The organism is Okibacterium sp. AC114 (assembly GCF_979253355.1).
On the sequence record NZ_CEEDBR010000001.1, the window covers coordinates 2,178,354 to 2,205,350 of the forward strand.

Annotated in this window: 26 protein-coding genes; 11 read left to right on the forward strand and 15 right to left on the reverse strand. The window is 68.8% G+C overall.

Features of this window, described 5'->3' with window-relative positions:
• The first annotated feature begins 1 nt into the window (after position 1).
• Entirely contained in the window at positions 2-1,552 is a 1,551-nt protein-coding gene (locus tag ACZ6IE_RS10155) for a glycosyltransferase (protein WP_464607848.1), read from the forward strand.
• 99 nt (positions 1,553-1,651) lie between these two features.
• Here ACZ6IE_RS10155 and rfbA read toward each other — a convergent pair whose 3' ends face one another.
• Both rfbA and ACZ6IE_RS10165 read right to left on the reverse strand, forming a co-directional pair.
• Entirely contained in the window at positions 1,652-2,515 is an 864-nt protein-coding gene (gene rfbA / locus ACZ6IE_RS10160; RefSeq protein WP_077055285.1) for a glucose-1-phosphate thymidylyltransferase RfbA, read from the reverse strand.
• 2 nt (positions 2,516-2,517) lie between these two features.
• Entirely contained in the window at positions 2,518-3,132 is a 615-nt protein-coding gene (locus ACZ6IE_RS10165) for a dTDP-4-dehydrorhamnose 3,5-epimerase family protein (protein WP_077055284.1), read from the reverse strand.
• Positions 3,133-3,362: 230 nt separating this feature from the next.
• On the opposite strand from ACZ6IE_RS10165, the gene ACZ6IE_RS10170 reads away from it, so the two are divergent.
• The 4 genes from ACZ6IE_RS10170 (at position 3,363) to ACZ6IE_RS10185 (ending at position 6,843) form a co-directional block, all read left to right on the forward strand.
• Positions 3,363-3,944 carry a GtrA family protein gene (locus ACZ6IE_RS10170; protein ID WP_464607849.1) on the forward strand — a complete coding sequence of 194 codons (582 nt, stop codon included), beginning with the start codon at positions 3,363-3,365 and terminating at the stop codon, positions 3,942-3,944.
• Positions 3,941-4,717, forward strand: coding sequence for a polyprenol monophosphomannose synthase (locus tag ACZ6IE_RS10175; RefSeq protein WP_464607850.1), 777 nt, complete (start codon positions 3,941-3,943; stop codon positions 4,715-4,717). The genes ACZ6IE_RS10170 and ACZ6IE_RS10175 overlap by 4 nt, the downstream gene beginning before the upstream one ends.
• A gap of 73 nt (positions 4,718-4,790) precedes the next feature.
• Positions 4,791-5,678 carry a dTDP-4-dehydrorhamnose reductase gene (rfbD, locus tag ACZ6IE_RS10180; RefSeq protein WP_464607851.1) on the forward strand — a complete coding sequence of 296 codons (888 nt, stop codon included), beginning with the start codon at positions 4,791-4,793 and terminating at the stop codon, positions 5,676-5,678.
• 25 nt (positions 5,679-5,703) lie between these two features.
• Complete coding sequence (locus ACZ6IE_RS10185) at positions 5,704-6,843, forward strand: glycosyltransferase family 4 protein (RefSeq protein WP_079728259.1); 1,140 nt, start codon at positions 5,704-5,706, stop codon at positions 6,841-6,843.
• Positions 6,844-6,919: 76 nt separating this feature from the next.
• On the opposite strand, the gene ACZ6IE_RS10190 is transcribed toward ACZ6IE_RS10185, so the two are convergent.
• From ACZ6IE_RS10190 to ACZ6IE_RS10210, 5 genes are all read right to left on the reverse strand, one after another.
• On the reverse strand, positions 6,920-8,290 hold the full coding sequence (locus ACZ6IE_RS10190; protein WP_464607852.1) for an LCP family protein: 1,371 nt from the start codon (positions 8,288-8,290) through the stop codon (positions 6,920-6,922).
• The gene (purE, locus tag ACZ6IE_RS10195; protein WP_077055279.1) at positions 8,287-8,796 is read right to left on the reverse strand and encodes a 5-(carboxyamino)imidazole ribonucleotide mutase; all 510 of its coding nucleotides are present in this window, start codon (positions 8,794-8,796) and stop codon (positions 8,287-8,289) included. Before purE ends, ACZ6IE_RS10190 begins: the two co-directional genes overlap by 4 nt.
• Before the next feature lie 17 nt (positions 8,797-8,813).
• Positions 8,814-9,950 (reverse strand): 5-(carboxyamino)imidazole ribonucleotide synthase, encoded by a 1,137-nt coding sequence (locus tag ACZ6IE_RS10200; RefSeq protein ID WP_464607853.1) that lies wholly within the window; start codon positions 9,948-9,950, stop codon positions 8,814-8,816.
• Positions 9,951-10,054: 104 nt separating this feature from the next.
• On the reverse strand, positions 10,055-10,633 hold the full coding sequence (locus ACZ6IE_RS10205) for a PH domain-containing protein (RefSeq protein WP_464607854.1): 579 nt from the start codon (positions 10,631-10,633) through the stop codon (positions 10,055-10,057).
• 48 nt (positions 10,634-10,681) lie between these two features.
• Positions 10,682-11,692, reverse strand: coding sequence for a biotin--[acetyl-CoA-carboxylase] ligase (locus ACZ6IE_RS10210; RefSeq protein ID WP_464607855.1), 1,011 nt, complete (start codon positions 11,690-11,692; stop codon positions 10,682-10,684).
• Between the two features lie 214 nt (positions 11,693-11,906).
• Here ACZ6IE_RS10210 and ACZ6IE_RS10215 point away from each other — a divergent pair, with 214 nt between their 5' ends.
• Together ACZ6IE_RS10215 and ACZ6IE_RS10220 are read left to right on the forward strand one after the other, a co-directional pair.
• Entirely contained in the window at positions 11,907-13,478 is a 1,572-nt protein-coding gene (locus ACZ6IE_RS10215; protein WP_077055657.1) for an acyl-CoA carboxylase subunit beta, read from the forward strand.
• Positions 13,475-13,741 (forward strand): acyl-CoA carboxylase subunit epsilon, encoded by a 267-nt coding sequence (locus ACZ6IE_RS10220; protein WP_464607856.1) that lies wholly within the window; start codon positions 13,475-13,477, stop codon positions 13,739-13,741. The genes ACZ6IE_RS10215 and ACZ6IE_RS10220 overlap by 4 nt, the downstream gene beginning before the upstream one ends.
• A gap of 250 nt (positions 13,742-13,991) precedes the next feature.
• Here the strand turns inward: ACZ6IE_RS10220 and ACZ6IE_RS10225 are convergent, their stop codons facing one another.
• The 4 genes from ACZ6IE_RS10225 to ACZ6IE_RS10240 form a co-directional block, all read right to left on the reverse strand.
• A complete protein-coding gene (locus ACZ6IE_RS10225) occupies positions 13,992-15,014 on the reverse strand; it encodes a hypothetical protein (protein ID WP_464607857.1) in 1,023 nt (340 codons plus the stop codon).
• On the reverse strand, positions 15,011-16,318 hold the full coding sequence (locus ACZ6IE_RS10230; RefSeq protein ID WP_464607858.1) for a sensor histidine kinase: 1,308 nt from the start codon (positions 16,316-16,318) through the stop codon (positions 15,011-15,013). The genes ACZ6IE_RS10225 and ACZ6IE_RS10230 overlap by 4 nt, the downstream gene beginning before the upstream one ends.
• A 62-nt stretch (positions 16,319-16,380) precedes the next feature.
• On the reverse strand, positions 16,381-17,043 hold the full coding sequence (locus ACZ6IE_RS10235) for a response regulator transcription factor (RefSeq protein WP_077055655.1): 663 nt from the start codon (positions 17,041-17,043) through the stop codon (positions 16,381-16,383).
• A gap of 28 nt (positions 17,044-17,071) precedes the next feature.
• Complete coding sequence (locus tag ACZ6IE_RS10240; RefSeq protein ID WP_464607859.1) at positions 17,072-18,331, reverse strand: class I SAM-dependent RNA methyltransferase; 1,260 nt, start codon at positions 18,329-18,331, stop codon at positions 17,072-17,074.
• Positions 18,332-18,412: 81 nt separating this feature from the next.
• Here ACZ6IE_RS10240 and ACZ6IE_RS10245 point away from each other — a divergent pair, with 81 nt between their 5' ends.
• The gene (locus tag ACZ6IE_RS10245; protein WP_464608625.1) at positions 18,413-19,060 is read left to right on the forward strand and encodes a Maf family protein; all 648 of its coding nucleotides are present in this window, start codon (positions 18,413-18,415) and stop codon (positions 19,058-19,060) included.
• A gap of 99 nt (positions 19,061-19,159) precedes the next feature.
• Positions 19,160-20,938 carry an acetyl/propionyl/methylcrotonyl-CoA carboxylase subunit alpha gene (locus ACZ6IE_RS10250; RefSeq protein WP_464607860.1) on the forward strand — a complete coding sequence of 593 codons (1,779 nt, stop codon included), beginning with the start codon at positions 19,160-19,162 and terminating at the stop codon, positions 20,936-20,938.
• 116 nt (positions 20,939-21,054) lie between these two features.
• On the opposite strand, the gene ACZ6IE_RS10255 is transcribed toward ACZ6IE_RS10250, so the two are convergent.
• Together ACZ6IE_RS10255 and ACZ6IE_RS10260 are read right to left on the reverse strand one after the other, a co-directional pair.
• Entirely contained in the window at positions 21,055-21,981 is a 927-nt protein-coding gene (locus ACZ6IE_RS10255; RefSeq protein ID WP_464607861.1) for an AEC family transporter, read from the reverse strand.
• Between the two features lie 3 nt (positions 21,982-21,984).
• Positions 21,985-23,418 (reverse strand): NAD(P)H-quinone dehydrogenase, encoded by a 1,434-nt coding sequence (locus ACZ6IE_RS10260; protein WP_464607862.1) that lies wholly within the window; start codon positions 23,416-23,418, stop codon positions 21,985-21,987.
• A 130-nt stretch (positions 23,419-23,548) separates the two neighbouring features.
• Here ACZ6IE_RS10260 and ACZ6IE_RS10265 point away from each other — a divergent pair, with 130 nt between their 5' ends.
• On the forward strand, positions 23,549-24,382 hold the full coding sequence (locus ACZ6IE_RS10265) for a purine-nucleoside phosphorylase (RefSeq protein WP_077055269.1): 834 nt from the start codon (positions 23,549-23,551) through the stop codon (positions 24,380-24,382).
• Positions 24,382-26,073 carry a phospho-sugar mutase gene (locus ACZ6IE_RS10270; protein WP_464607863.1) on the forward strand — a complete coding sequence of 564 codons (1,692 nt, stop codon included), beginning with the start codon at positions 24,382-24,384 and terminating at the stop codon, positions 26,071-26,073. The genes ACZ6IE_RS10265 and ACZ6IE_RS10270 overlap by 1 nt, the downstream gene beginning before the upstream one ends.
• Before the next feature lie 104 nt (positions 26,074-26,177).
• Here ACZ6IE_RS10270 and ACZ6IE_RS10275 read toward each other — a convergent pair whose 3' ends face one another.
• Both ACZ6IE_RS10275 and ACZ6IE_RS10280 read right to left on the reverse strand, forming a co-directional pair.
• Positions 26,178-26,450: a PTS sugar transporter subunit IIB gene (locus tag ACZ6IE_RS10275; protein ID WP_077055267.1), complete on the reverse strand. Its 273-nt coding sequence runs from the start codon at positions 26,448-26,450 to the stop codon at positions 26,178-26,180.
• A gap of 25 nt (positions 26,451-26,475) precedes the next feature.
• Positions 26,476-26,982 carry a PTS sugar transporter subunit IIA gene (locus ACZ6IE_RS10280; protein WP_464607864.1) on the reverse strand — a complete coding sequence of 169 codons (507 nt, stop codon included), beginning with the start codon at positions 26,980-26,982 and terminating at the stop codon, positions 26,476-26,478.
• Positions 26,983-26,997: the final 15 nt, after the last annotated feature.

Consider the following 26,997-nt stretch of genomic DNA (forward strand, 5'->3'; position numbering starts at 1 on the left):
CATGGCCCCCAAATTCTCTGTCGTCACGCCCGTCTACAACCCGCCGCTCGACGTGCTCGGCGAGATGATCGACTCGGTCGTCGCGCAGAGCTTCGGCAACTGGGAGCTCGTGCTCGCCGACGACGCCTCCCCCGATGCCTCGATCGTGCCCTACCTGCGCCAGCGTGAGGCCGAAGACAGCCGCATCCGCGTGGTGCAGTTGCCCGAGAACAAGGGCATCGTGGGCGCCTCGAACGTGGGGCTCGCGGCCGCAACGGGCGACTTCGTGGCGCTCGTCGACAACGACGACCTGCTGCACCCCGAGGCGCTGCAGAAGGTGTCCGAGGCGATCGACCTGCAGCCCGACGCCGACTACATCTACACCGACGAAGACAAGGTCGGTGAAGACGGCACCCACTACGACACGTTCCTGAAGCCCGAGTGGTCGCCCGAGCGCCTGCGCGGCCACATGTACACCGGTCACCTGTCGGTGCTCCGCCGCTCCATCGTCGACGAGGTCGGCGCGTTCCGCGACGGCTACGACGGCTCGCAAGACCACGACCTCGCCCTGCGCGTCACCGAAAAGGCCCGGCGCATCGTGCACATCCCCGAGGTCCTCTACCACTGGCGCGCCATCCCCGGTTCGGCGGCCACCGACATCGACGCAAAGCCGTACGCCTGGGATTCGGGCGTCAAGGCCGTCGACGATCACGTCAAGCGCGTGGGCATCCTGGGTCGCGCCGAGCGCGGTCCAGCGCCCAGTCATTACCGCGTGGTGCGCGACCCCGATCTGACCACGAGCGTGAGCGTCATCATCCCCACGCGCGGTTCGGCCGGCCCCATCAACGGTGTCGAGCGTGTATTTGTGGTCGACGCCGTGCGTTCCGTGCTGGCCACCAGCGCCCACACCGACGTCGAGATCGTCATCGTCTACGACCCCGAGACACCGGATGCCGTGCTCGACGAGTTGGCCGAGATCGCCGGTGACCGACTCACCCTCGTGCGCTACGACGAGCCCTTCAACTTCAGCCGCAAGTGCAACGCCGGGTTCCTGGCATCCCGCGGCGATGTCGTCATCTTCTTGAACGACGACGTCGAGGCCATCAGCGAGGGTGTCATCGAGAACCTCATCGCGCCCCTGCGGGAGAGCGACATCGGCATGACGGGTGCGCGCCTGCTGTTCGAAGATCGCACGCTGCAGCACGGCGGACACCGCTACGGCAACGGCCAATTCACGCACGCCTACCTCGGCACGCCCGAGATCTACCCCGGCGAGTTCAGCGCACTGTTCGTCAACCGCGAGGCGTCCGGACTGACGGGTGCGTGTATCGCCATGCGACGCGAGACCGTCGAGCAGGTCGGCGGTTTCTCCGAAGAATTCGCCATCAACTACAACGACGTCGACCTGAGCAAGAAGGTGCACGACCTGCTGGGCCTCCGCCTCCTGTGGCTGCGCGACGTCGTCCTCTTCCACTACGAGTCCCGCACGCGCGTGAACACCATCACGGATGCCGAATACGCCCTCGTCCACGACCGCTGGGGCGTGCCCGAGCGCGACCCCTACCTGCCGTAGAGCGCCCGCCCGCCCGCGGCAACCTGGCCTCACCACAACGAAGAGCGCGCCCCCTCGGGGACGCGCTCTTCGTGTTGAACCTGATGCAGCTCCGGACGGCTAGGCGCTCAGGAGGCCCTGCAGGTAGGTGCCGTAGCCGCTCTTGACGAGGGGCGCGGCGAGCTTGGCGAGCTGCTCGTCGTCGATCCAGCCTGCACGCCAGGCGATCTCCTCGATGCAGCCGACCTTGAAGCCCTGGCGGTCTTCGATCACGCGCACGTATTCGGAGGCCTGCATCATCGACTCGAATGTGCCCGTGTCGAGCCACGCGGTGCCGCGGTCGAGCACCTTGACGCTGAGGTTGCCGGCGTCGAGGTAGCGCTCGTTGACGGTCGAGATCTCGAGCTCGCCGCGCGCGGAGGGCTCGATGGTCTTCGCGATCTCGACCACGTTGTTGTCATAGAAGTAGAGGCCGGGAACCGCGTAGTTGCTCTTCGGCTCGGTGGGCTTCTCCTCGATCGACACGGCCGTGAAGTTCTCGTCGAACTCGACGACGCCATAGGCCTTCGGGTTGGCCACGTGGTACGCGAAGATGGTGGCGCCCTCGATGTCGCTGTGCGTACGCAGCGACGAGCCGAGGCCCGTTCCGTGGAAAATGTTGTCGCCGAGCACGAGCGCGACGCTCTCGTCGCCGATGAACTCTTCACCGATGATGAATGCCTGGGCGAGACCGTCGGGCGAGGGCTGCACGGCGTATTCGATGCGCATGCCGAGCTCTGAGCCATCCCCCAACAACGCCTTGAACTGCTCGTTGTATTCGGGCGTGGTGATGATCAGCACCTCGCGGATGTCGGCCATCATGAGCGTCGACAGGGGGTAGTAGATCATGGGCTTGTCGTAGATGGGCATGAGCTGCTTCGAGATGCCCTTGGTGATCGGCCACAGCCGCGTGCCGGACCCGCCGGCGAGGATGATTCCGCGCATATCTAGTGTCCCTGTCCCTTGTTCAACGTTTCGTAGTAGGCGCGGGCGGCCTCCCAGGTGGGCAGGAGCCCCTGGGCGGCGGCCTCGGAGAGCCCCGGGGCGTCGGTGTCCTTCGGCGACAGCAGCGGTTCGCCCGCCTCTTCGGGGAACACGAGCCCGATCTCGGGGTCGAGCGGGTTGATGCCGTGCTCACGCTCGGCGTTGAACGTGGAGGTGACGAGGTAGCTCACGGTGGCGTCGTCGGTGAGGGCGACGAAAGCGTGACCGAGGCCCTCGGCCAGGTAGATGGCGCGGCGGTCGGTGTCGTCGAGCAGGACCGTGTCCCACTCGCCGAAGGTGGGCGAACCCACGCGGATGTCGATGACGTAATCGAGCACGGCGCCGTGCGTGGCCGTGACGTATTTAGCCTGACTCGGCGGCACATCGGCGAAGTGGATGCCGCGCACGACGCCCCGCTTCGACACGGACGTGTTGCCCTGGGCGAGGTTCAGCGAGTGCCCGATGGTCTCTTCGAGCTTGTCGAAGCGGTACCACTCGAGGAACACGCCCCGGTCGTCGCCGAACTGCTTCGGGGTGATCTCGTAACTGTCGGGGACTCGGAGTTCGCGTATCTGCACGCTCGAAATCCTAGCAAGACCGGGCTGATCAGCGCAGAGATGAGCGGCCCGTCTCGATATGCGCGCGCCGAACCCGCGACGCACGCCGAATGGTCAGCCAATATGCAGGCGCTCATCGGATACGATGATGAGTCTGTCATCGTGCATCTGCACGGCGACGCTGTCCGGAAGAGACCGACGAAGGTCACCGAATGAGGTCGCTTTCACGCGACGATCCCCTCCGAGGTCTGATGAGAAGAATACGCCAGCTGGCCGAACGCGCCTGGCACGGCATCGTGCTGTACGCCCTGAAATTCGGGGTCGTCGGCCTCATCGGCTTCGCTATCGACACGGGCCTGTTCAACCTCCTGCGCCTCGGCGTGTTCGGTGAGGGATGGTGGAGCACCGCGCTCGGCGCAAAGGTGCTGTCCACAAGCGTCGCCATCGTCTTCAACTGGATCGGCAACCGGTACTGGACGTTCCGCGAGCACCGCCGCAAGAACTTCGTCCTCGAGCTGCTCGAATACGTCGTCGTGGCCGTCGGCGGTCTGCTCATCAGCCTGCTCTGCCTGTGGGTCTCGCACCACCTGCTCGGTTTCGACAACATCATCGCCGACAACATCTCGGCCAATGTGATCGGCCTCGTGCTGGGCACCATCTTCCGCTTCCTGCTCTACCGCTACTGGGTCTACGGCATGCACCGCAGCGACGGTCTGTCGGCCCGGGCCCGCGTCGAAGAGGGGCAGCGTTCGCTGTTCGAGGAGCCCGGACATCCGATCGACGGCGCCGAGACCGCCGCGCCCACCAGCGACAAGGGAGCTGCCCGACCGTGACCCCCAGCGATTCCGGAGCATCCGCGCTCGTCATCATCCCCACCTTCAACGAGCGGGAGAATCTGCCGAAGATCGTAGGCCGCGTGCGCGAGGTTCTGCCCGACGGGCATGTCCTGGTCGTCGACGACGGCAGCCCCGACGGCACGGGCCGGGTTGCCGACGAAATGGCCGCGGCCGACCCGCACATCCACGTCAAGCACCGCACGGGCAAGCTGGGCCTCGGCTCGGCCTATCTGCAGGGTTTCGCCTGGGGCCTCGGCGAAGGCTACGACTACCTCATCGAGATGGATGCCGACGGATCGCACCCGCCCGAAACGCTGCCCGAGATGGTGGCACGCGCCAAAGCTCGACCCATTGCCCAGGGCGGCTCCGCCCTCGTCATCGGCTCGCGCTGGGTGCCGGGCGGCAGTGTCGTCAACTGGCCGAAGCGCCGCGAGATCCTCAGCCGCGCGGCCAACGTCTATGCGCGTCTGGCGCTCGGTGTGGGCGTGAAAGACGCCACGGCCGGCTACCGCGTCTACAACGCCGAGGTGCTGCGCGCGTTGTCGCTCGAGAACGTGAACTCGCACGGCTACTGCTTCCAGATCGATATGACGCTGCGCGTCGACACGGCGGGCTACCGCATCGAAGAGGTCCCGATCGTCTTCCGCGAGCGCGAGATCGGCGAATCGAAGATGAGCGGCAACATCATCTTCGAGGCCATGGGCAAGGTCACGCTGTGGGGTTTCCAGCGTCGGATGCGGCAGCTCACCGGCCTGTTCAGCCGACGCTAGGGTGGCCCCTCGCTAGACTGGGGTCGCACATTCGGCGGCCATTTCGTCGCCGACTCAGCTGGCGAAGGACACCATGACGCGTTACCTCATCACCGGAGCATCCGGCATGCTCGGCACCGACCTGATCGACGTTCTGCAGGGCCGTGAGGTGACCGCCCTCGGGCGCGCCGACCTCGACGTGACCGATCTCGACGCGGTGCGCCAGGCCGTCGCGGGCCACGATGTCGTGGTGAACGCCGCCGCCTACACGAAGGTCGACGACGCCGAGACGAACGAGGATGCCGCCTACGCGGTGAACGCACTCGGGGCCCAGAACCTGGCCATCGCGGCGCGCGAAGCCGGGGCCAAGCTCATCCAGGTGTCCACCGACTACGTCTTCGACGGCTCGGCGACGACACCCTACGCCGAGAACACCCCGCACGCACCCATTTCGGCCTACGGCCGCACCAAGGCCGCGGGCGAGAAGCTCGCGCTCGACGAGCACCCCGACGGCACCTACATCGTGCGCACGGCGTGGCTGTACGGCCAGCACGGCCCCAACTTCGCGGCCACCATGATCCGCCTGTCCGCGAGCCACCCCACGGTGAGCGTCGTCACCGATCAGCTGGGCCAGCCCACCTGGACGAAAGACCTCGCGCGCCAGATCGTGGCCCTCGCCGACGCCGACGCCCCCGCGGGCGTCTATCACGGCACCAACGCGGGCCAGGGCTCGTGGTTCGACTTCACGCGCGCCATCTTCACCGAGGTGGGTCTCGACCCCGAGCGCGTGGGCAAGACCGACAGCGCGAGCTTCGTGCGCCCGGCTCCCCGCCCGGCCTACTCGGTGCTCGGTCACGACGGCTGGGCCGCCGCCGGGCTGTCGCCCCTGCGCGATTGGCGCGAAGCCCTGCACGAGGCCGTCGAGACCGGTGCCGTCGCGCGCCCGGCCGACACCGCTGCCCCCGCCGCGAGCCAGTCCTAGGCCCCCGGCCGGAGCAGGAGCACTCATGCCCACGACCCTGACCATGGTGGTCGACCAAATGGTCGCACCCGTTCCCGGCGGCATCGGCCGCTACACCGAAGAGATGACGAAGGCCCTCATCCTCACGGCCCCGCGCAACTGCCAGGTCGAGGGCATCGTGTCGAGTCTGCCGCCCGAGAAGATCGCCGACGTCGAGACGCGGCTGCCCGGCCTGGCCGAGCTGCACAAGACCACGCTGGCCCGGCGCGAATTGTCGGCCGCCTGGCAGCTAGGCCTCGTGGCGGGCTACGGCGACGGCATGGTGCACTCGCCCACGCTGCTCGCTCCCCTGGTGCGACACAACCGGGCCTACGACCGCAAGCAGACGGTCGTCACGATTCACGACACCCTGGCGTGGACGCATCCGAAGTCTCTGACGCCCACCTCGGTGTCGTTCACGAAGTCGATGGCCAAGCGCGCCAAGAAGCACGCCGACGCCATCGTCGTGCCGACGCACGCCGTGGCCGAGCAGCTCGCTGAGATCATCGATTTCGGCGACCGCGTGCGCGTCATCCCGGGTGCCGTCGGTTCGGGCTTGCAGCTCACCAGCGATGCTGAGTGGCGCGCGGGCAACCTCGAACTTCCTGACGAATACATCCTCACGTTTGGCACGTTGGACCCGCGCCGCGGCCTGCTGTCGCTCATCAGCGGCCTGGGTGCGACGGATGCTCCCGACCTGCCCGTGCTCGTGATCGGGCCCGACAGCTGGGGCGACCTCACGTTGGCGTCCGTCGCCGACGAGGCCGGGCTGCCCGAGGGCCGCGTGCGTTCGCTGGGCTTCCTCTCCGACGCCGACCTGGCCGTCGTGCTCGACCGTGCGACCGTTTTCGTCTACCCGAGCATTCGCGAAGGCTTCGGGCTGCCGCTCGTCGAGGCGCTGTCGTTCGGCACGCCCGTCGTGCACTCCGACGACCCCGCGCTCGTCGAGGTAGCCGGCGGCGCCGGGCTCGTCGTCGAACGCGGCGGCAAGAAGGGCTACCCCGAGCGTCTGGCCGAGGCCATCGCGCAGGTGCTCGACGACAGCGACCTGCGCTCGCGCCTCAGCGTGGCCGGCTCCGACCGTGCGCGGGCCTTCAGCTGGCGCGACTCGGCCGAGCGCGTCTGGCAGTTGCACGCCGACCTCTAGGGGCCACACAACCCCCGGCAACGACTGAAGGGCCCTCACATCCTGCGTGAGGGCCCTTCAGCGTTGTCGGTGACCGCTAGCCGCCGGACGGCGCGGGTGATGCGGGGTGCAGCGCGGCATCCACCATGCTGCGGATCTTGTCGAAGTCAGGCTCTTCCGGCTGAATGCCCGAGGCCGGCGTGAGCTCGATGTTGGTGATCGGCAGCTCTTTGGTCTTGAGCGCCAACTCGACGAAGTAGCCGAGCATGTCCTGCGGGATGTCGGTCTTCACGACCTGCGACCCGGCCTGCGCGATCACCTGGAACTTGCTCAGAACGTTAGCGGGCGTGAACTGCTTGAGAATGGCCGCCTGCAACTGCCGCTGCCGTTCCATGCGCTCGTAGTCGCTCGAACCGTGCCGCGACCGCGCATACCAGAGTGCGTAGTAGCCGTTCATGTGGTGCTCGCCCACCTCGATCCACTCGGCCACACCCACGAGGTTCTCGTCGCCACCGACGGGAACACGTTTCGGCACCGTGATGTCCACGCCGCCGAGCGCGTCGATGAGGTCGCTGAAGCCCTGCATGTCGATGAGCACGTAATACTGGATCTCGAGGTCGAGCGTGCCCTCGATGGCCTCTTTCGTGGCCTCGATGCCGGGCCGCGAGCCGTTCTTGATGGCGTCGGGGTAGAGATCCGGATGCCGCACCTCGGCCTCGGTGTAGACGGAGTTCAGCATGCATGCGCTCACATCGCAGCGGCCGTTGTAGCCGTACCCGTTGGGGTAGAGCTTCTGCATGGGAGAGCCGTCGGAGAAGGGCATGTTGTGCAGGTCGCGGGGCAGGCCGATCATGGTCGCTGCCCCCGTCTCGGCGTCCACCGAGACCACCGACATGCTGTCGGGGCGCAGACCCTCGCGGTCGGGGCCGGCGTCGCCGCCCAGCAACAGGATGTTGTAGTGCCCGTCGACGGGAGGCACGGATGCCGCTCCCCCACCGAAGATCGACTGCAGCGTTCCGCGGGTGATGCCCGCGTAGTAGGCGCCAGCGCCGGCACCACCGACCGAGACCACGAGCAGCGCCACCGTGGCGAGCGCGATCCACGCGCGGGACGATGGCCGCGCCCGGATGAGCTTCACGAGCGAGAGCGTATTGATCGTGAGCACGATCCACAGGAACGCGTAGGCCACGAGCACGATCTGGGCCAGCAGCAGCGCATAGGAGTTCGTCGCCAGGTTGTAGATCGTCTGCGGTGTGGCGAGATAGAGCAGCAGGGCCGCGACGACGAGCACCCACATGGTGATAGTGGCGATGAGGCCGATGCGACCGAGGCGGCGGTTGCCCGCGAGCACCTGGGCCGAGCCCGGGATGAGGAAGTTCATGGCGACGAGCCACCAGGCACGCCGCGTCATCACCGTGCGCGACTGGGTGTTGGGATGCCGGATCGGCAGCGCGGTGTACGTGCTCATAGGGTCTTTTTGAGGGCGTCGTTCTTCTCGGCGACCGTGTCGGCGAGCCCCACCTGGTAGGCGGCCATGGCGTCGGCGAGCGCGTCATCCGATGTGCCGAGGATCTGGACGGCCAGCAGCCCCGCGTTCTTGGCGCCGCCGATCGACACCGTGGCGACGGGAACGCCGCCCGGCATCTGCACGATCGAGAGCAGCGAGTCGAGGCCGTCGAGGCGCGCGAGGGGCACGGGCACACCGATGACGGGCAGAACCGTGACGGCCGCGAGCATGCCGGGCAGGTGAGCAGCGCCCCCGGCTCCGGCGATGATGACGCGGATGCCGCGGCCCCGGGCCTCGCGCCCGTAGTCGATCATCTTCTCGGGCGTGCGGTGGGCCGAGACGACCTCGACCTCGTAGGGCACACCGAACTCCTCGAGCACGTCGCGCGCGTCGCGCATGACGGACCAGTCGGAGTCACTGCCCATGACGACGCCGACGACGGGAGAAGCTGAGGAGAGCTGAGACATAGCCCCCATCGTAAGGTTCAGTCCTGGAAGAAGGCGGCTGCGGCACGCGCCTGGTAGGCAACCTCGTCGAGATCGGGCCCCGAAACGTTCAGGTGGCCGACCTTGCGACCCGGGCGCGGCTCCTTGCCGTAGTTGTGCACCTTGACGGTGGGGTGGGCCTCGAGCGCGGCCGCATAGCGGTCGGCGAGCGTGCCCTCGGTGGGGCCGCCGAGAATATTGGCCATGACCGTGTAGTCGTCGTGACATCCGGTTGCGCCGAGCGGCAGGTCGAGCACGGCGCGCAGGTGCTGCTCGAACTGGCTGGTGGTGCAGCCATCCTGCGTCCAGTGGCCCGAGTTGTGCGGGCGCATCGCGAGTTCGTTGACGAGGATGCGGTCGTCGGTGGTCTCGAAGAGTTCGACCGCGAGCACCCCCGTCACGCCGAGGGTTTCGGCGATCGTCAGGGCGATCTGCTCGGCCATCTCGGCGACGCGGCCGGCGGAACGCGGGGCGGGCGCGAAGACCTCGCTGCACACGCCATCCTTCTGCACGGTTTCGACGACGGGCCAGGCCACGATCTGTCCGCTCGGGCGGCGGGCCACGAGCTGTGCGAGCTCGCGGCGGAAATCGACGAGCTCTTCGACCAGCAGTGCGCCGCCGCGGCCGTCTTCGTCGAGGGCGGCGAACCAGTCGGCGGCGTCATCGGCCGAACGCACGACGCGCACGCCCTTGCCGTCGTAGCCGCCGCGCGGGGTCTTGAGCACGGCAGCGCCGCCGTTGTCGGCGAGGAAAGCGGCCAGCTCGTCGGCGTCGGTCACGGCCGCCCACTCGGGAACGGGCACCCCGATCTCGGACAGCTTCTCGCGCATGGCGATCTTGTCCTGCGCGAAGTGCAGGGCGTCGGGGCCGGGGTGCACGGGGATGCCGCGGGCCTGCAGTTCGCGCAGGATCGGGGCCGGCACGTGCTCGTGGTCGAACGTGACGACGTCGACCGTTTCGGCGAACGCCAGAACCGTGTCGAGGTCGCGGTAGTCGCCGACGGCCGTCGCTGCGAGTGCCGCCGACATGCCGTCCTGCTCGGCGAGGATGCGGATGTCGAGCCCGAGGTTCACCGCCGGGGGGATCATCATCCGTGCCAGCTGTCCGCCGCCGATCACACCGACTGTCACCATCATCGCTCCTCACGTCGCACGGCCTGGGGTCGGCCGTTCCGCCAGGAACCATCCTGCCGCATTTGCGGAGCCCACGCGGTGACCGCGCTGCCGACCGGGATAGTCGGTCAGCTACCGGGCAGCGGCGGGCGCGGCGGCACGATGGAACCGGCCGACGAACGCAGCGAGGCGCCGGCGGTCTGGCTGCGCTCGACGAGTTCGTTGAGCGCCTCGGACACCAGGTCGGCGCGCGGCACATCGGCCAGCACGAGCGGTTTGTCGATCCCGGACGTGAGCACGAGCGTGCCCGAACGGAACATCGACTGCAGCGGCCCGCGTCGCAGTGCCGTGGAATAGCCACGGCCGTGGAAGATCTCGGTGCGTTCACGCACGAAGAAACCGCGGCGCGAGATGACCCGCCGCGTGGTGATGATGTAGCGACGATTCAGCCACAGCGCATAGGGCAGCAGAACGGCGAAGAGCACCCAGGCGGCGAGAACTCCCGCGATGGTCCACAGCTGCCACGTCTCGGTGAAGAGGCCGAACGCGTAGGCGGCGGCACCCGATCCGAGGATCAACGCGAGCGCCGGCCAGAGCAGCACGCGACCGTGTGGACGCAGCCGGGCGACGACACGTTCGGTGGGAACCACGGGTCGCGAGAGCACATCGAACGCAGAAGTCTCCGTGTTCGTCTGCTGCTGGGCCATGTCTCCTTTGTACCGCACAGCGCATGCCGCGGCGGGTGCACGCGCCGGTCAGCCGAGGCTTTCGCCCGATCCGGTCAGCCGCAGGTGGGTGATGTCCCCCGCCGCGACGGCGACCTCGGCGGGGTGTCCCGGCCGCACGTCACGGCGTCGCACGAGCAGGCGGCCGTCGGGGGCGAGACCCGTCGCCCGGCCCTCGAGCGCGTCACCCCCCGGCAGGTCGGCGCGGATGTCGCGGCCCACCGTTCCGAGCAGTGCGGCGACGCGCGCGTGCACACCGGCCGCGACCGCGTCACCGTGCGCCCGTTGGAGGGCGTGCAGCATCCCATCGAGTTCTGTCAGAAAGCGGGCGAGCACGGCGTCGACGTCGATCTCGTGCACCCCGGCGAGCGCGAGCGACGTCGCCGTGGGCACGGGCAGTTGATCGGCAGTCATCGTCAGGTTGACGCCGACGCCGACGACCACAGCGGGGGCGTTCGGAAGGGCGAGCATCTCGGACAGCACTCCCGCCACCTTGCGGCCCTCGATGAGCACGTCGTTCGGCCACTTGAGTTGCACCCGGCGGGCAGCGGTTTCGGCTTCCGATGCGGATGCGGATGCGTATGCGGATGGGGATGCGGATGGGGATGCGGATGCCGCTGGCTCTGTCGCTGGCCCTGGCCCTGGCGCCGTCGCTGGCCCTGGCCCTGGCGCCGTCGCCTGCGCATGCGCTTGCGCAGTGCTGTCGGATGCGCCGGCCACCGCCTCTCGCACGGCCACCGTCATCGCGGCCCCCGCCGCCAGGGGGATCCAACCGTAGACGTCGGGTGAGAATGCCGGATGCGGGCGCAGCACGACCGAGACGGCCAGGGATGTCCCCGCCTCCGCCGTCCAGACGCGCCCGAGTCGCCCCCTTCCCGCACGCTGATCGTCGGTGACCACGACCGAGAGGTGTGGCCATTCCGACGGCGCCGTGCGGACACGCTCCGTGAGCTCGTCGTTCGTCGACAGGGCGTGCGGCAGCGCGAGGAGACGGCCGGCCACGGCCGACGACCGCGGAAGCAGGGCTGAGGTGAGAGGCATGCGCCCAAGAGTACGGAAGCGTACGCGATCGGGTCCCCGGCGCACCCCGAAACGCGATACCGACAAGGCTCGCGCGCGCACCTTGTGGGGTTCCTCCAACGGTTGGGGCCCCTCCGTGCACGGTAGAGTGAAGCCCGTGACGGAGAACCTTGACGTGAACGCCAAAGACGCTGCTCAACCGACCGAGGTCCAGGGCGCCCCTGACACCCCCGACATGATGACGACGGCCGGCAAGCTGGCCGACCTCTCCCGTCGCTACCACGAGGCGGTGACCGCCTCGGGCGAAGCCGCCATCAAGAAGCAGCACGCCAAGGGCAAGATGACGGCTCGCGAGCGCATCGACCTGCTGCTCGACCCGGGCAGCTTCGTCGAGCTCGACGAATTCGTGCGCCACCGCACGCACGCCTTCGGCATGGACAAGTCCCGGCCCTACGGCGACGCCGTCGTCACCGGAACGGGCACCATCCACGGCCGCCAGGTGGCCGTCTACTCGCAGGACTTCACGGTCTTCGGCGGGTCTCTCGGCGAGGTGGCCGGTGAAAAGATCATCAAGGTCATGGACCTCGCGCTGAAAACGGGCGTCCCCATCCTCGGCATCCTCGACTCGGGTGGAGCCCGCATCCAGGAGGGCGTCGTGGCCCTCGGCAAGTACGGCGAGATCTTCCGCCGCAACACGGCCGCCTCTGGTGTCATCCCGCAGATCTCGCTCATCATGGGCCCGGCGGCCGGCGGCGCCGTCTACTCCCCCGCCCTCACCGACTTCGTCATCATGGTCGACAAGACCAGCCAGATGTTCGTGACGGGCCCCGACGTCATCAAGACCGTCACGGGCGAGGACGTGGGCATGGAAGAACTGGGCGGCGCGCTCACCCACAACACGCGCTCGGGTGTGGCGCACTACCTGGCGAGCGACGAACAGGATGCCCTGGACTACGCGCGTTCGCTCGTGAGCTTCCTGCCCGACAACAACCTGGCCGAACTGCCCGAATTCGACACCGTCGTCGAGCTCGAGACCACCGACGAGGACCGCCGCCTCAACACGCTCATCCCCGATTCCCCCAACCAGCCCTACGACGTGAAGACCGTCATCGAGCACGTCGTCGACCACGGCGACTTCCTCGAGGTGCAGCCGCTGTTCGCGCCCAACATCGTCATCGGGTTCGCCCGGGTCGAGGGCCGCACGGTCGGCGTGATCGCCAATCAGCCTCAGGCCATGGCGGGAACGCTCAATATCGAGGCGGGCGAGAAAGCCTCGCGCTTCGTGCGCTTCTGTGACGCGTTCTCGATCCCCATCCTCACGCTCGTCGACGTGCCCGGCTACCTGCCCGGCACCGACCAGGAGTGGACCGGAGTCATCCGTCGCGGCGCCAAGCTGCTCTACGCCTATGCAGAGGCCACCGTGCCGCTCGTCACCGTGATCCTGCGGAAGGCCTACGGCGGCGCGTACATCGTCATGGGCTCGAAACAGCTGGGTGCCGACATCAACCTGGCATGGCCGACCGCCGAGATCGCCGTCATGGGCGGCCAGGGCGCCGTCAACATCCTCTACCGCGGCGAGATCAAACGCGCCGAAGAGGCCGGTGAAGACGTGCAGGCCGTGCGCACCAAGCTCGCCAACGAGTACACCTACAACGTGGCCAGCCCGTTCCTCGCGGCCGAGCGCGGCGAGCTCGACGGCGTCATCGAGCCGGCCGCCACGCGCGTATCGGTCATCAAGGCGCTGCGTGCCCTGCGCACCAAACGCGCGAGCCTGCCGGCCAAGAAGCACGGGAACATCCCGCTGTGAGTTCTTCTCCGACCGACACGACGGCGGATGCCGCGGCCACGACGTCTGCGGCATCGCCCGCTTTCCGCGTGGTCTCAGGAGCCCCGAGCGATGTCGAGCTCGCCGCCGTGACCGCCGTGTTGCTCGCCACGCTACGGGCGCGCGAGGCCGCCGCTGCCGCCACGCCGCGACCCGTGCGCGTGACGGCTTGGCAGCGCAGCCAGCGCGGTCTGCGTCGACCCCATGTGCCCGGCCCCGGGCACTGGCGCGGCTTCAGCGGCTGATTCCGCTGACCGGCGCTCGACATCGTCCCGCGAACGCGGGGGTGTCCTCCGAAATGCCGACTGGTACGCTTCGCGGCCGACCGCCAGAATGAGTATTGCTAGGTGGCTCTCGCAAGAGATTCACCACCAGCCACTCGTGTGAACAAGGGTATGTACGAATGGCTGGGGGCGGGTCGAACTGGTATTCGGGTTACCGTTCGACCTGGGGTTTGTGAAGGGCCGGTTCCTCTGGAACCGGCCCTTCCGACTGTTAAGCCTCGGTGTGTGAGTCGGCCGTCGCCTTGCGCGGGATCTCGAGCCACAGCTGCACTTCGTCTTCGTCGTCGTCCGGGTCGCCCGACGGGTCGAGTGCCACGACCGTCACGGCCGTCGGAGAGTCGACGGGCGCCGTGCGCACGATCATGCGGTGTGCGCTCGTCGACGCGACGGCGTCGGCCACCCGGTCGAGCACGCGCTGGCGATCGTCCTCGGCGATCTCGTCGAGCGTTCCCTCGTCGAGCAACGAGATGACACTTCCGCGGCGGCGGGCCTCGGCCACGCGCGCCCGCACGGCGTCGTTCAGCAGCATGCGGCCACGGATCTCATCCCGCAGCCCGGCCTCGAGCACCTTGGCCTCTGCACGCTCCTGCTGGCTCAGCGAGCCGCCCGCCAGGATGATGTTGCGGAGCGTCGGCAAAGCCACTCGTTCGGCCTGCTTGAGGCGCACGCGGCGCTCCTCGTGGTGCGCGTCTTGCGCGGCCTGCCACTGGGCGGCCTCGCGCTCGGCGATGGCGAGGTTCTGTTCGTCGCGCCCGACCCGCACGAGCGACCGCGTGAGAATGGATGCCAGCGCCACCCACAGGATGCTGCCGGGGATGCCGATCTGCAGCGCCACGCCCGCGCCGGCCCACAGGATCGACTGCGCGGTCAGGAAGATGATGCCGATCCAGGCGAACGCCTCGCGACGCCGCACGGCCGTGATGGTCATGAGCGCGCCGATCGACGCGACGTGCCAGGTGGCGTAGCCGTTGTTGACCGACGGATCGAGCTGCGACGTGACGAGCAACGGCAGCGCCACGGCCGTGCCGAGGTTGAGGCTCGCGAGCCACAGCGGCATGGCGGTCGGCGACGACGGCCACAGGCTGATGATGGTGACGACGAGGTAGAGCACCATGCCCACGATGCTCGGCCAGGGCGAATCGGCCTGCGGCAAGGTGATGACGCCGCGGATGACGTTGTAGATCGAGAACGCGGCGGCCAGGGCCAACAGCGCGTAGCGGTTGAGGGCGATCACGAGGCTGCCCCCTGCTCGGTCAGCTCGCCGGGGGCCGCCGGGGGCCGAGAAGCCTGGATGGTCTGGTTGGGCGCCCAGCGGATGACGATGGTCGTGCCCGCCCCGGCCGTGCTGTCGATGGTCACGCTGCCACCGGATTTCACGACGCGTTCGATGATGGAGACGCGCAGGCCCAGGCGGCTCTCGTCGACGCGCGTGGGGTCGAAGCCGACGCCGTCGTCGTGCACGATGATCTCGACGCGGCCCGCGGTCGTGCGGAGCGTCACGGTGCGGGAGGTCACGCGGGTGCCGGCGTGCTGCGCGCTGTTGGCCATGGCCTGTTCGGTGGCGCTCGACAGGATGGCGAGCACGCGGGCCGGCAGCGGGAAGTGCTCGCTCGTCTCGTCGCGCACCTCGAAGGGAACGCGGTGGGCGCGGGCCGCGCGCGAGATGGCGGCGACCAGTTCGCCCGTGCCGTAGGTGGGTTCGAGGTCGCCGTCGTCGCGCGCGGATGCCGTGAGCGTGTCGCCGTGCGTGGCGAGGTGTTTGATGGCGTTCTCGGCGAGCGCGACGGCGGCCCGAGACTGCGCGGGCGTCGTGGCGCGCTCGGCGGCCTGCAGCGCGGCGAGCACCATATCGTGCACGAGCGCGTCGACCTCGATGCGCTGCACCTCGCGCGCGTGCTGGTGCACGGCCTCGTCGTAGCGGTTGAGAGCCGTGACGCGCGCCTCGTCGACCGCGCGCGCCGCATGTCGGAACGTGACACCCAGCATGACGATGATGAGGCCGATCATGGCGCCGTAGGACGCATCGAGAACACCGATCTCGGCGTTGACGATCTGGCCACCGGGGCCGATGGTGCGAGCCACGCCGTAGGCGACGGGCGTGACGATGCTGTAGACGATGGCCAGGGTGGTCGGGAAGGCGAGTGCGGCGGTGGCGCAGGCGACAGCGCCGCACAGGTACCACAACCACGGCTCGGTGTCGGAGGCCGCGTGGGCGCCACCCGTGAGGAACGGCCACGCGATGACGGCGACGAGATAGACGATCGCGAACAGGGTGGCCGTCGGCCGCGCGAAGCGACCTGCGAAACCGGCGGCGATGAAGAGCGTGAGCGTGCCGAAGACCAGGATGAGGGTGGCATTGCCCGCGGGGCCCTCGATGAGGCTGCCATCGCTCAGGACGACCGAGAAGGTCTGCAACCCGAACAACAGCGAGATGGCGGCGACGGAACGGTCGTAGAGACGTTCGACGCGCTCGGTGCTGAACAGCCGCTGCCGTGGGGCCACGACCCGGTTGATGTTGTCGGGAATTCCCGTTGTCACCCAGCACCCCCCGTGTGTTTTTGGCCCGCGTGTCTACGCTGCGTCGTCCGTCAGCCGCGTTGCTACGCGTCGTTCTGGCTCGGACCGAGATCCGGCAGGATGCCGTCTTCGACGGCCCGGCGCAATAGATCTACTTTAGTGGGCGCGGGGCGTCCCACATCGACGTACTTGGTGCGGATGCGGGAGAGGTACTCTTTGGCCGTAGACTGCGCGATGCCGAGCTGGGCGGCGACGTCTTTCATGGGCAGACCGGATGCATAGAGGTGCAGAACGTCGCGCTCGCGCCGCCCCAGTTGCACCTGCGCGAACTCGGAGTCGGCGTCGATGGCGCTGGCCCACTCGAGGTTGTTCAGCACCTGTCCGTTGGCAACGGTGCGGATGGCCGAGACGACCGTTCCCGTGGGCGACGACTTGGGGATGACGGCTGCCGCGCCAGCTGCCAGAGCCTCGCGCACACCGGCCATCCGATCGGCTATCGAGTGGATGAGCACAGCCGAACCCGTGTCGTGCACGCGGCGCACGTTGTCGGCGATGCGCGAACCGTCGCCGAGCGAGAGGTCGAGGATGACGACATCGGCCGAGGGGCCGTGCGTGGCCTGCGAGCGGCTCAGGAAGTCGTTGACCGTGGCCACGGATTGCACCACGTCGTAGCCGGACGCCGCACACACGGCGGCCAACCCCAGTCGGACCGATTCATGATCGTCGATAATCGCCACGCGTACCACGTGCTCATCGTAGCCCGACACGGCGGGCCTAACGGTTCGTCGGGCGGAGGAGCGCTACCGATTCGAGGTGGTGCGTGTGCGGGAACAGGTCGAAGGCGCGCAGGCGGTCGAGCTCGTAGCCCGCGTCACGGAACGAACCGAGGTCGCGCGCGAGGGCGACGGGGTCGCACGCCACGTAGACGATCTGGGCGGGGTGCAGGTCGACGAGGGCCGACACGACGTTCTTGCCGGCGCCCGAGCGGGGCGGGTCGAGCACGACGGTCGCGGCCTGCAGGCGACGGCGCTCGGATGCTCCCACGGAACGCACGAGGCGCTGCAGGTAGCGGTCGACGCGGTCGGTGATGGCCTGAGCGCCCACCCACTCGGCCAGGTTCTCGGCGGCCCAATCGGTGGCCGTGGTCTCGGATTCGACGGTCGTGATGCGCGTGGTGCGGCCGAACTTGTCGCCCAGCGCGGCCGCGAACAGGCCGACGCCACCGTAGAGGTCGAGGTTGAAGGCCTGGGGGTCGAATTCGTCGGCAACGAGGATGTCTTGCACGGCGCGCGTGAGCACATCGGCCGCGTGGCGGTGGACCTGCCAGAAACCCTCTTCGGCGACGTGGAATTCGCGCGTGCCGACGCGTTCGATGAGCGGCTCGCCCGCGCGACGGCGGCCGTCGGGGTCGGTGCCGACGACGCGCGTGGCGCCCACCGACGGCGCGATGACGTCGACGCGTTCGAGGCCCGGCATGGGCGTGCCGAGCGGCGCGGCCTGCTGCACGGCGCTCGTGGCGAGCGGCAGGTCGTCGACGGGCACGACGCGGTGGCTGCGCGCGGCGAACGGACCGACGCGGCCCTCTTCGTCGACGTGGAGGCTGACGCGGCTGCGGTAGCCGAGACCGTTTGCCTCGTCGTCGCCCGGGGCCGCCTCGACCTCGACGTCGCGCTCGATGCCGCCGAAACGCTGCAGGGCGTCGACGAGCACGCGGCGCTTCAGTTCGCGCTGGTGCGGCAACGCGATGTGGCCGAATTCTGCTCCGCCGGCACGCTCGTCGGGCGCACGGTCGATCGAGGCCGCCGACCAGATGTGCGGCACACGCTCGGGCGCGGGTGTGAGCACCTCGAGCGTCTCGGCGCGCCAGAAGCTCTTCTTCGAGTCATCCGTGATGCGCGCGCGCACCGTCTCGCCCGGCATGGTGTCGGGCACGAAGACGACGCGGCCCTCGTGGCGCGCCACGAAGACGCCCCCGTGGGCCACATTGCTAATCTCGAGAACGATGCTGTCGGCGGTGTCACCTGAAATGCTCATCCGTCGAGCATTACACGGATGCCGCGGCACACCAACACTGCTGCGCCCACGCCCGGCCGCCCCACCCGACAAGAAGACAGGATCGTCGTGACCCTCTACCTGGCAAGCACCTCCCCCGCCCGGCTCATGCTGCTGCGCCAGGCGGGCGTCGAACCCGTCGTCATCCCCTCCGAGGTCGACGAGGATGCCGCGGTCGCACGCCACGAGGCCGAACACGGCGCCCTGTCCCCCGCCGAGATGGTCGCCCTGCTCGGGCGCGTGAAGGCGGAGGCGGTCGTCGAGGCGGCGGCCGAGGCATCCGACGTGCTCGACGGGTTCGTGGTGGGGGGCGATTCGGCCTTCGAGATCGACGGTGTGGCCTACGGCAAACCGCACACGCCCGAGCGGGCGCGCGAACGCTGGCAGCTGCAGCGCGGCGCGACGGGCACCCTGCACTCTGGCCTCTGGGTCATCGACCACCGAGGCGGCCGCGTAAACGGCGCGACGGGCGGCACCACCTCGGCCACCGTGACCTTCGCCGACGACATCACCGACGACGAGATCGACGACTACATTGCGACGGGCGAACCGCTCCAGGTCGCCGGCGCGTTCACGATCGACAGCCTCGGGGCCCCGTTCATCCAACGCATCGAGGGCGACCCGTCGACCGTGGTCGGGATGTCGCTGCCCGCGCTCCGGCGCACCGTGAACGCCCTGGGTGGCTCCTGGTCGTCGCTGCGCAACCGCTGAAGCCCACCGTCGGCTTGTCGATGTGCGCCCTGGTTTGCCGGGCATTTTTGTGAGGAATGACCAAAGGGCCTCGCGAAAAGGGCAATAGGCTAAGGGACTGTGCCAGCTATCTCCAAAGTCCTCATTGCCAACCGGGGCGAGATCGCCGTTCGGGTGATCCGCGCCGCGCGCGACAGCAACCTCGGCAGTGTCGCCGTCTACGCCGATCAGGATCGCGACGCCCTGCACGCGAAACTCGCCGACGAGGCCTACGCGCTCGAGGGTGCCACGAGCGCCACCACCTACCTCTCCATCGAGAAGTTGCTCTCGGTGGCCCGACGGTCCGGCGCCGACGCCGTGCACCCGGGCTACGGCTTCCTCGCCGAGAACGCCGACTTCGCGCGCGCCGTCATCGACGCCGGGCTCGTATGGATCGGGCCCTCCCCCGAGGCCATCGAGCGCCTGGGCGACAAGGTCTCGGCCCGCCACGTGGCCGAGAAGGTGGGCGCGCCGCTCGCCCCCGGCACCATCAACCCCGTCTCGGGCGCGCAGGAGGTGCTCGACTTCGTCGACACGCACGGCCTGCCCGTGGCCATCAAGGCCGCTTTCGGCGGTGGCGGGCGCGGCCTCAAGGTGGCCCGCGACCGCGACTCCATCCCCGAGCTGTTCGAATCGGCCACGCGCGAGGCCGTCGCCGCTTTCGGCCGCGGCGAATGCTTCGTCGAGAAGTACCTCGACAGGCCGCGCCACGTCGAAACGCAGTGCCTCGCCGACGCCGAGGGCAACGTCGTCGTCGTGTCGACGCGCGACTGCTCGCTGCAGCGCCGCCACCAGAAGCTCGTCGAGGAGGCCCCCGCGCCGTTCCTCACCGAGGCGCAGAACACCGAGCTCTACCGCGCATCCAAGGCCATCCTGAAAGAGGTCGGCTATGTGGGTGCCGGCACGTGCGAATTCTTGATCGGCGGCGACGGAACGGTGTCGTTCCTCGAGGTCAACACGCGCCTGCAGGTCGAACACCCCGTCTCCGAAGAGGTCACGGGCATCGACCTCGTGCGCGAGCAGTTCCGCATCGCCGCGGGCGGCACGCTCGACTACGGCGACCCCGCACCCGTCGGGCACTCGTTCGAGTTCCGCATCAATGGCGAAGACCCGGGCCGTGGGTTCCTGCCGCAGCCCGGCCCCATCCACGTGTTCTCCTCGCTCGGCGGCCCCGGCGTGCGCGTCGACTCGGGTGTCACGGCCGGCGACGAGATCTCGGGCGCCTTCGACTCGCTGCTCGGCAAGGTCATCGTCACGGGTGCCACGCGCGAACAGGCCCTCGAGCGCGCCCGCCGCGCCCTCGACGAGTTCGAGGTCGCCGGCCTGCCCACCGTGCTGCCCTTCCACCGCAAGATCGTGCGCGAGCCCGCCTTCACGGCTGCCGACGGCACCTTCGGCGTCTACACGCTGTGGATCGAGAACGAGTTCGAGAACGACATCGAGCCCTGGAACGGCGAACTCGAGCCCTCGTCGCCGCAGGGCGGCCGCGACACCGTGGTCGTCGAGGTCGGCGGCAAGCGTATCGCCGTGAGCCTGCCCGAAGGCCTCGGCCAGGTCGGTTCGGCCGGCGCATCGGGCGCGGGCCGTTCGGCCACGCCTCCCGGTCGTCGCGGCGGCGGCTCCGGCTCCGTCGTCACCGCCACGGGCGACAGCGTCTCCTCCCCCATGCAGGCCACCATCGTGAAGCTGCAGGTCTCCGAGGGCGAACGCGTCGTCAAGGGCGATCTGCTGCTCGTGCTCGAGGCCATGAAGATGGAACAGCCCATCACGGCGCACAAGGATGGCGTCGTCGGCAACGTCAAGGCCGAGGTCGGCACGACCGTGTCGAGCGGCCACCAGTTGCTCACCATCTCGGAGTAAGAGCCACCTCTTCGCCCCGATCACGCAGAAGGCCGCCCCGCGAAAGCCGGGGCGGCCTTCTGCGTGGTGCGACGCGCCCGTGAGCTAGCGGGCCAGCGGGCTAGCGGACTAGCGGGCTAGAGCGGCGCGAGGAGCGCGGCGATGACGAGCAGCACCGGGACCGAGGCGATGGTCGTCAGGAGGACCGTGTCGCGGGCGAGGACGACTCCGCGACCGTAGCGGCTCGCGAAGTTGAAGACGTTCTGCGCGCTGGGCAGGGCCGCGAGCACGACGGCCGCGAAGAGCGGCGCCCCCGACATCCCGAAAGCGAAATGGGCCAGGAGGTAGGCCGCCACAGGCATGCCCACAGACTTGAGCAGCGAGGACACGAGGACGGCTTTGCGACCCGTGCCCGCCTGGAATGGGCGCTGGCCGTTGAGCGACATGCCGAACGCCAGCAGGATGAGGGGAACGGCTGCGCCGCCCAGCAGCTCGAAGGGCGCATAGACCTCGTCGGGCACGGGCAGCCCCGTCGCCGCCACGATGACGCCGATGACCGACGCGATGATCATCGGGTTGCGGAACGGCTGCGTGGCGATGGTGCGGAACGACGCCGAACCGCGGTCGGCCACATCGAGCACGCCCAAGGCGATGGGCGCGAAGACGATGAGTTGCAGCAGCAGGATGGGCGCCACGTATTGCGCGTCTCCCAGCACGTAGACGGCCACGGGGATGCCGATGTTGTTGGCGTTCACGTAGCCGGAGGCCATGGCGCCGATTGTGGTTTCGGAGGCACCGGACTTGAACCACAGCCGCGCCACGAGCACGTAGATGAGCGCCATGGCGACGGCCGCGATGCCGGCCACCAGGATGAACGACGAGAACACCACGTGCAGGTCGGCGTGCGCGAGAACCGTGAAGAGCAGCGCCGGGTTGGTGACGAAGAACGCGATGCGGTTGAGCGTGTAGCCGGCATCGGGCCCACCGATCTTCAGCCGCCCGGCGATATACCCCACCAGGATGACGAAGCCGATGATGCCGAAACCGACCAGCACACCACCCATACGTTAGAGAACGATGTGCATGGCGCGAGCCGCGTCGGCCAGCGAACCCGTGAGCGACGGGTAGACCGCGAAGGCGCGCGCCACCTGGTCGACCGTGAGGCGGTGCTCGACCGCGAGAGCCAGCGGGAAGACGAGTTCGGATGCCTTGGGCGCCACGATCACGCCGCCGATGACGGTGCCAGACCCGGTGCGCGCGAACAGTTTGACGAAGCCGTCCTTGATGCCCATCATCTTGGCGCGCGGGTTGGAGGCCAGGGGCAGCTTGTAGATGTCGCCCTGCGCGATACCCTCTTCGATCTGCTTCTGCGTCCAGCCGACGGTCGCGATCTCGGGCTGCGTGAAGATGTTGGCGGCCACGTTGCGCACCTCGATGGGGCTCACGGCGTCGCCCATGGCGTGGAACATGGCCGTGCGGCCCTGCATCGAAGCCACAGAGGCGAGCGGCAGCAGCGTGGTGCAATCGCCGGCCGCATAGATGTTGGGCATGGATGTTCGCGCCACGCGGTTCACGCGGATGTGACCGGACTCGGTGAGCTGGACGCCCGCCTCTTCGAGCCCGATGCCGGAGGTGTTGGGCACCGACCCGACGGCCACGAGGCAGTGGCTGCCCTCGACCGTGCGACCGTCGGAGAGCGTGGCGACGACGCCGTTCTCGGTGCGGGCCACGCTGTCGGCGCGCGACTTCGAGAGCACCGTCATGCCGTTGCGCTTGAAGACCTTCTCGATCACGGCGGCCGCGTCGGCGTCCTCGCCCGGCAGCACCTGGTCGCGGCTCGAGATGAGAGTGACCTTCGAGCCGAGGGCCGTGTAGGCGCTGGCGAACTCGGCGCCCGTGACACCCGAGCCCACGACGATGAGGTGCTCGGGAACGCTCTTCAGGTTGTAGAGCTGCGTCCACGTGAGGATGCGTTCGCCATCGGGTTTGGCCGACGGAAGCTGTCTCGGGCTCGCGCCCACCGAGATGACGATCGTGTCGGCCTCGACGCCGTCGAAGTCGGTGCCGGCCTCGCCGCCCGTCGAGACGACCACGTTGTTGCGCCCGTCGAGTCGGCCCTCGCCCTGGATGATGCGCACGCCCTCGCGCACGAGGTTGGTGCGCATGTCTTCGGACTGCTGGCGCGCGAGGCCCAGCAGGCGCTTGTTCACGGCCGCGAGGTTGACGGCCACCTCGGGGCGAACGGGTCGACCCTCGGCGCTGCGGCTGAAGAACTGCACGCCCAGATCTTCGGCCTCGGAGATGCTGATGGCGGCCTCGGCCGTGGCGATGAGCGACTTCGAGGGCACGACATCGGTGATGACGGCCGAACCGCCCACGCCCGTGCGCTCGATGAGCGTGACATCCGCCCCGAGTTGAGCGCCCGCGAGGGCCGCCTCGTAACCGCCCGGGCCGCCACCCAGGACGGCGATTCGCTGTTTGCGCTCGAACTCATATGCCATTGGTCCATTCTCGCGGGTGACACGGATGCGCACCAAAACGGATTCGCTCACGCGCGCACGGATGCCGCCACACCGGCTCAGGCGAGCGTCAAGCCCTGGCCCCGCCCGCGCCAGCCAATAGAGTGGATTCATGTCTGAACACTTCTCTCACCCCCTCGACGATCCGGCCACCGATCCCTTCGAGATCGCCCGCAACGCTGCGGCCCAGATCGCCGAGAAGACCGGCGTCGACCGCCACGACATCGCCCTGACCCTCGGCAGCGGCTGGGGCAAGGCCGCCGAGTTGCTCGGCGAGACCACGGCCACCATCCCGGCCGACGAGATCATCGGGTTCTCGAAGCCCGCCCTGGCCGGCCACCCCGGCACGTTGCGCAGCATCCTGTTGCCGAGCGGCAAGCGCGCGCTCGTCATCGGCGCCCGCACCCACTACTACGAGAACCACGGCGTGCGCCGCGTCGTGCACTCCGTGCGCACGGCCGCCGCGACGGGTGCGACCACCATGATCCTGACCAACGGCGCCGGTGGCATCAAAGAACACTGGAAGCCCGGCACGCCCGTGCTGATCAGCGACCACATCAACCTCACGGCCGACTCTCCGCTCGAGGGCGCGACCTTCATCGACCTGACCGACCTGTACTCGAGCCGCCTGCGCCAGCTCGCGCACGAGATCGAGCCGTCGCTCGACGAGGGCGTGTACACGCAGTTCCGCGGGCCGCACTACGAGACCCCGGCCGAGGTGCAGATGGCCAAGGCCATCGGCGGGCACATCGTCGGCATGTCGACGGCGCTCGAGGCGATCGCCGCCCGCCAGGCCGGCATGGAGATCCTGGGCATGTCGCTCATCACCAACCTGGCTGCCGGCATCCAGAAGACGCCGCTGTCGCACGAAGAGGTCATCGAGGCCGGCCGCGAAGCCGAGCCCGTGATCAGCGCCCTGCTCGCCCGCATCGTGGGGGCGCTGTAATGACGCTCGACCGCGACCAGGTGGTGCAGGCCGCGCGCGCCTGGGCGGGGCAAGACCCCGACGACGAGACGCGCACCGAGATCGAGCTGCTGCTGAAAGATGCCGAAGCCGGCAACGAGATCGCGCTCGACGAATTGCACGAGCGGTTCGACACGCGCCTCGAGTTCGGCACGGCCGGTCTGCGCGGGCGCATCGAGGCCGGTTCGGCGCGCATGAACCGCGTGCTCGTGTCGCAGGCCGCTGCGGGTCTCGCTGCTTACCTGATCGAGCGCGCGGCGCCCGGCCAGACGGCGAGCGTCGTCATCGGCTACGACGGCCGCAAGAATTCGCGCGTCTTCGCGACCGATACGGCCGAGCTCATGGCCGGTGCCGGCGTGCGCGCCATCCTGCTGCCCCGCCTGCTGCCGACGCCCGTGCTGGCGTTCGCGGTGCGGCACCTGAACGCCTCGGCCGGCGTCATGGTCACGGCGAGCCACAACCCGCCCGCCGACAACGGTTACAAGGTCTACCTGGGCGACGAAGACCGCGGCTCGCAGATCGTGTCCCCCGCCGACGCCGATATCGCCGCCCACATCCAGCGCGTCGCCGAGACGGGCAATGTGCTCGAGTTGCCGCGCTCGACGGCGTATGAAACGGCTGGCGAGGATGTCGTCGACGCCTATGTCGCCGCGACCGCCGGCCCCGTCCGCTCCTTCGACTCGCCGTTGCGCGTCGTCTACACGGCCATGCACGGCGTCGGATGGGAGACGTTCTCGCGCGTGATCGACGCCGCCGGTTACCCGCCCGTCGAACCGGTCGTCGAGCAGCGCGACCCCGACCCCGCGTTCCCGACCGTGTCGTTCCCCAACCCGGAAGAACCGGGCGCGCTCGACCTGGCGTTCCAGGCCGCCCGCGACGCGCACGCCGACCTGGTGATCGCTAACGACCCCGACGCCGACCGCTTCTCGGTCGCCATCCCCGACACCGCCGCGCCCGCCGGCTTCCGTCAGCTGACCGGCAACGAGGTCGGCTGGTTGCTCGGCTGGCACGCCGCACAGCAGGCCGAACGCGACGGCGTGGACGGCGTGCTCGCCTGCTCGATCGTGTCCTCCCCCGCCCTCGGCGAGGTGGCCAAGGCGCACGGTCTGCGCTTCGCCGAGACGCTCACGGGATTCAAGTGGGTGTCCCGCGTGCCCGGGCTCGTCTTCGGTTATGAAGAAGCCCTCGGCTATCTCGTGAACCCGAGCGTGGTGCGCGATAAGGACGGCATCTCGGCCGCGCTCGCGTTCCTCGACCTGGCGTCCGAGGCACACACGGCCGGCACCGACGTTGCGGGGCTGCTCGCGCGCTTCGCTGAAACGTTCGGCGTCTACGCGAGCGGCCAGCTGTCCATCCGCGTCACGGACCTGTCGATCATCGGCCGCATCATGGCGGCGCTGCGCGACCAGCCGCCCGCCGAGCTCGGCGGGGTGAAGGTCGAGCAGATCGACGACCTGAGCGACGGTTTCGAGCAGCTGCCTCCCACCGATGCGCTGCGCTTCCACCTGGCCGACGGGTCACGTGTCATGGCACGCCCCTCCGGCACCGAGCCGAAGCTGAAGTTCTATCTCGACGCGCGCAGCGAGCAGAGCGAGCCAGAAGCCGCGGCGCACCGTATCGAAGCCCTGCGTAGCGATCTGCAGCGCATCGCCGACGAGGTCATCGCGCGCTAGACGCGAGCGCGGGGGCAGCACCGTCGCTTCTAGCAACAGGAAAGGCCGCCCGAATACCATCGGGCGGCCTTTCCTGTTGCGGCGTGTCGTCTGCGAACCGGCCCTCAGCCCAGCGCGATCTCGAGCTTGCGCGTGAGCTCGTCGAGGTCGAAGTAGTTCTCGATGACGATGATGTCGGCATAGGTCTTGCCGATGCGGTCGACCAGCTCGGGCGAGGTGAGGATGATCTGCGCGTCGGCGCCGACCGTCTGCACGCTCGCGACGTCGGTGGCCGAGACATCCGCCTCGAGGTCGAGACGTTCGAGCGCGCGCTCGGCGTTGAGTTTGAGGATGGCGGAGGTGCCGACCCCGGCACCGCAGATGGCGACGATCTTCATCGTGGTCTCTCTTCCTAAAAGACGGTCAGGCTTCGGGGTGGCCGGTGGCGCCGGTGGGGGCGGCCGATTCGGCGAGGGCGATGGGCGCTGCCGGGATGCCGAGCACCGAGCGCACCTCGTCGACGCTCTGCGCGTCGGCCAGGGCGGGGATGGCGGCACTGTCGTTGAACACGTTGGCGAGGCTCGCCACGCTCGTCACGTGGCTGTCGGGCGTCGTCACGGCGAGGCCGAGGATGACGCGCACGGGGTCGTTGTGCGGATGGCCGAACGACACGGGCTCGGCGAGCGTGACCACCGAGAGCGCGTCGCTCAGGATGTCGGGGCCGGGCCGGGCGTGCGCCAGGGCGAGCCCGGGGGCGATGACGATGTAGCTGCCGAACTCGTCGATCACCTGGATCATGCGGTCGGTGTAGCCGTCGAGCGTCGCGCCGGCCGCGACGAGGGCGTCACCCGATGCACGGATGGCTCCTCGCCAGTCGTCGACCGTGACACCCAACCGCACAGCGTTGTCCGGAAGAGGGGGAAGGGTCATGAAATCACACATCCT

What these genes read in the sequence shown, in the direction of transcription:
- ACZ6IE_RS10155 (WP_464607848.1), top strand. Translation starts at nt 2, where the DNA reads ATGGCCCCCAAATTCTCTGTCGTCACGCCCGTCTACAACCCGCCGCTC.
- rfbA (WP_077055285.1), bottom strand. Translation starts at nt 2,515, where the DNA reads ATGCGCGGAATCATCCTCGCCGGCGGGTCCGGCACGCGGCTGTGGCCG.
- ACZ6IE_RS10170 (WP_464607849.1), top strand. Translation starts at nt 3,363, where the DNA reads ATGAGAAGAATACGCCAGCTGGCCGAACGCGCCTGGCACGGCATCGTG.
- rfbD (WP_464607851.1), top strand. Translation starts at nt 4,791, where the DNA reads ATGACGCGTTACCTCATCACCGGAGCATCCGGCATGCTCGGCACCGAC.
- ACZ6IE_RS10185 (WP_079728259.1), top strand. Translation starts at nt 5,704, where the DNA reads ATGCCCACGACCCTGACCATGGTGGTCGACCAAATGGTCGCACCCGTT.
- ACZ6IE_RS10190 (WP_464607852.1), bottom strand. Translation starts at nt 8,290, where the DNA reads ATGAGCACGTACACCGCGCTGCCGATCCGGCATCCCAACACCCAGTCG.
- purE (WP_077055279.1), bottom strand. Translation starts at nt 8,796, where the DNA reads ATGTCTCAGCTCTCCTCAGCTTCTCCCGTCGTCGGCGTCGTCATGGGC.
- ACZ6IE_RS10200 (WP_464607853.1), bottom strand. Translation starts at nt 9,950, where the DNA reads ATGATGGTGACAGTCGGTGTGATCGGCGGCGGACAGCTGGCACGGATG.
- ACZ6IE_RS10205 (WP_464607854.1), bottom strand. Translation starts at nt 10,633, where the DNA reads ATGGCCCAGCAGCAGACGAACACGGAGACTTCTGCGTTCGATGTGCTC.
- ACZ6IE_RS10210 (WP_464607855.1), bottom strand. Translation starts at nt 11,692, where the DNA reads ATGCCTCTCACCTCAGCCCTGCTTCCGCGGTCGTCGGCCGTGGCCGGC.
- ACZ6IE_RS10215 (WP_077055657.1), top strand. Translation starts at nt 11,907, where the DNA reads ATGATGACGACGGCCGGCAAGCTGGCCGACCTCTCCCGTCGCTACCAC.
- ACZ6IE_RS10240 (WP_464607859.1), bottom strand. Translation starts at nt 18,331, where the DNA reads ATGAGCATTTCAGGTGACACCGCCGACAGCATCGTTCTCGAGATTAGC.
- ACZ6IE_RS10255 (WP_464607861.1), bottom strand. Translation starts at nt 21,981, where the DNA reads ATGGGTGGTGTGCTGGTCGGTTTCGGCATCATCGGCTTCGTCATCCTG.
- ACZ6IE_RS10260 (WP_464607862.1), bottom strand. Translation starts at nt 23,418, where the DNA reads ATGGCATATGAGTTCGAGCGCAAACAGCGAATCGCCGTCCTGGGTGGC.
- ACZ6IE_RS10265 (WP_077055269.1), top strand. Translation starts at nt 23,549, where the DNA reads ATGTCTGAACACTTCTCTCACCCCCTCGACGATCCGGCCACCGATCCC.
- ACZ6IE_RS10270 (WP_464607863.1), top strand. Translation starts at nt 24,382, where the DNA reads ATGACGCTCGACCGCGACCAGGTGGTGCAGGCCGCGCGCGCCTGGGCG.
- ACZ6IE_RS10275 (WP_077055267.1), bottom strand. Translation starts at nt 26,450, where the DNA reads ATGAAGATCGTCGCCATCTGCGGTGCCGGGGTCGGCACCTCCGCCATC.
- ACZ6IE_RS10280 (WP_464607864.1), bottom strand. Translation starts at nt 26,982, where the DNA reads ATGACCCTTCCCCCTCTTCCGGACAACGCTGTGCGGTTGGGTGTCACG.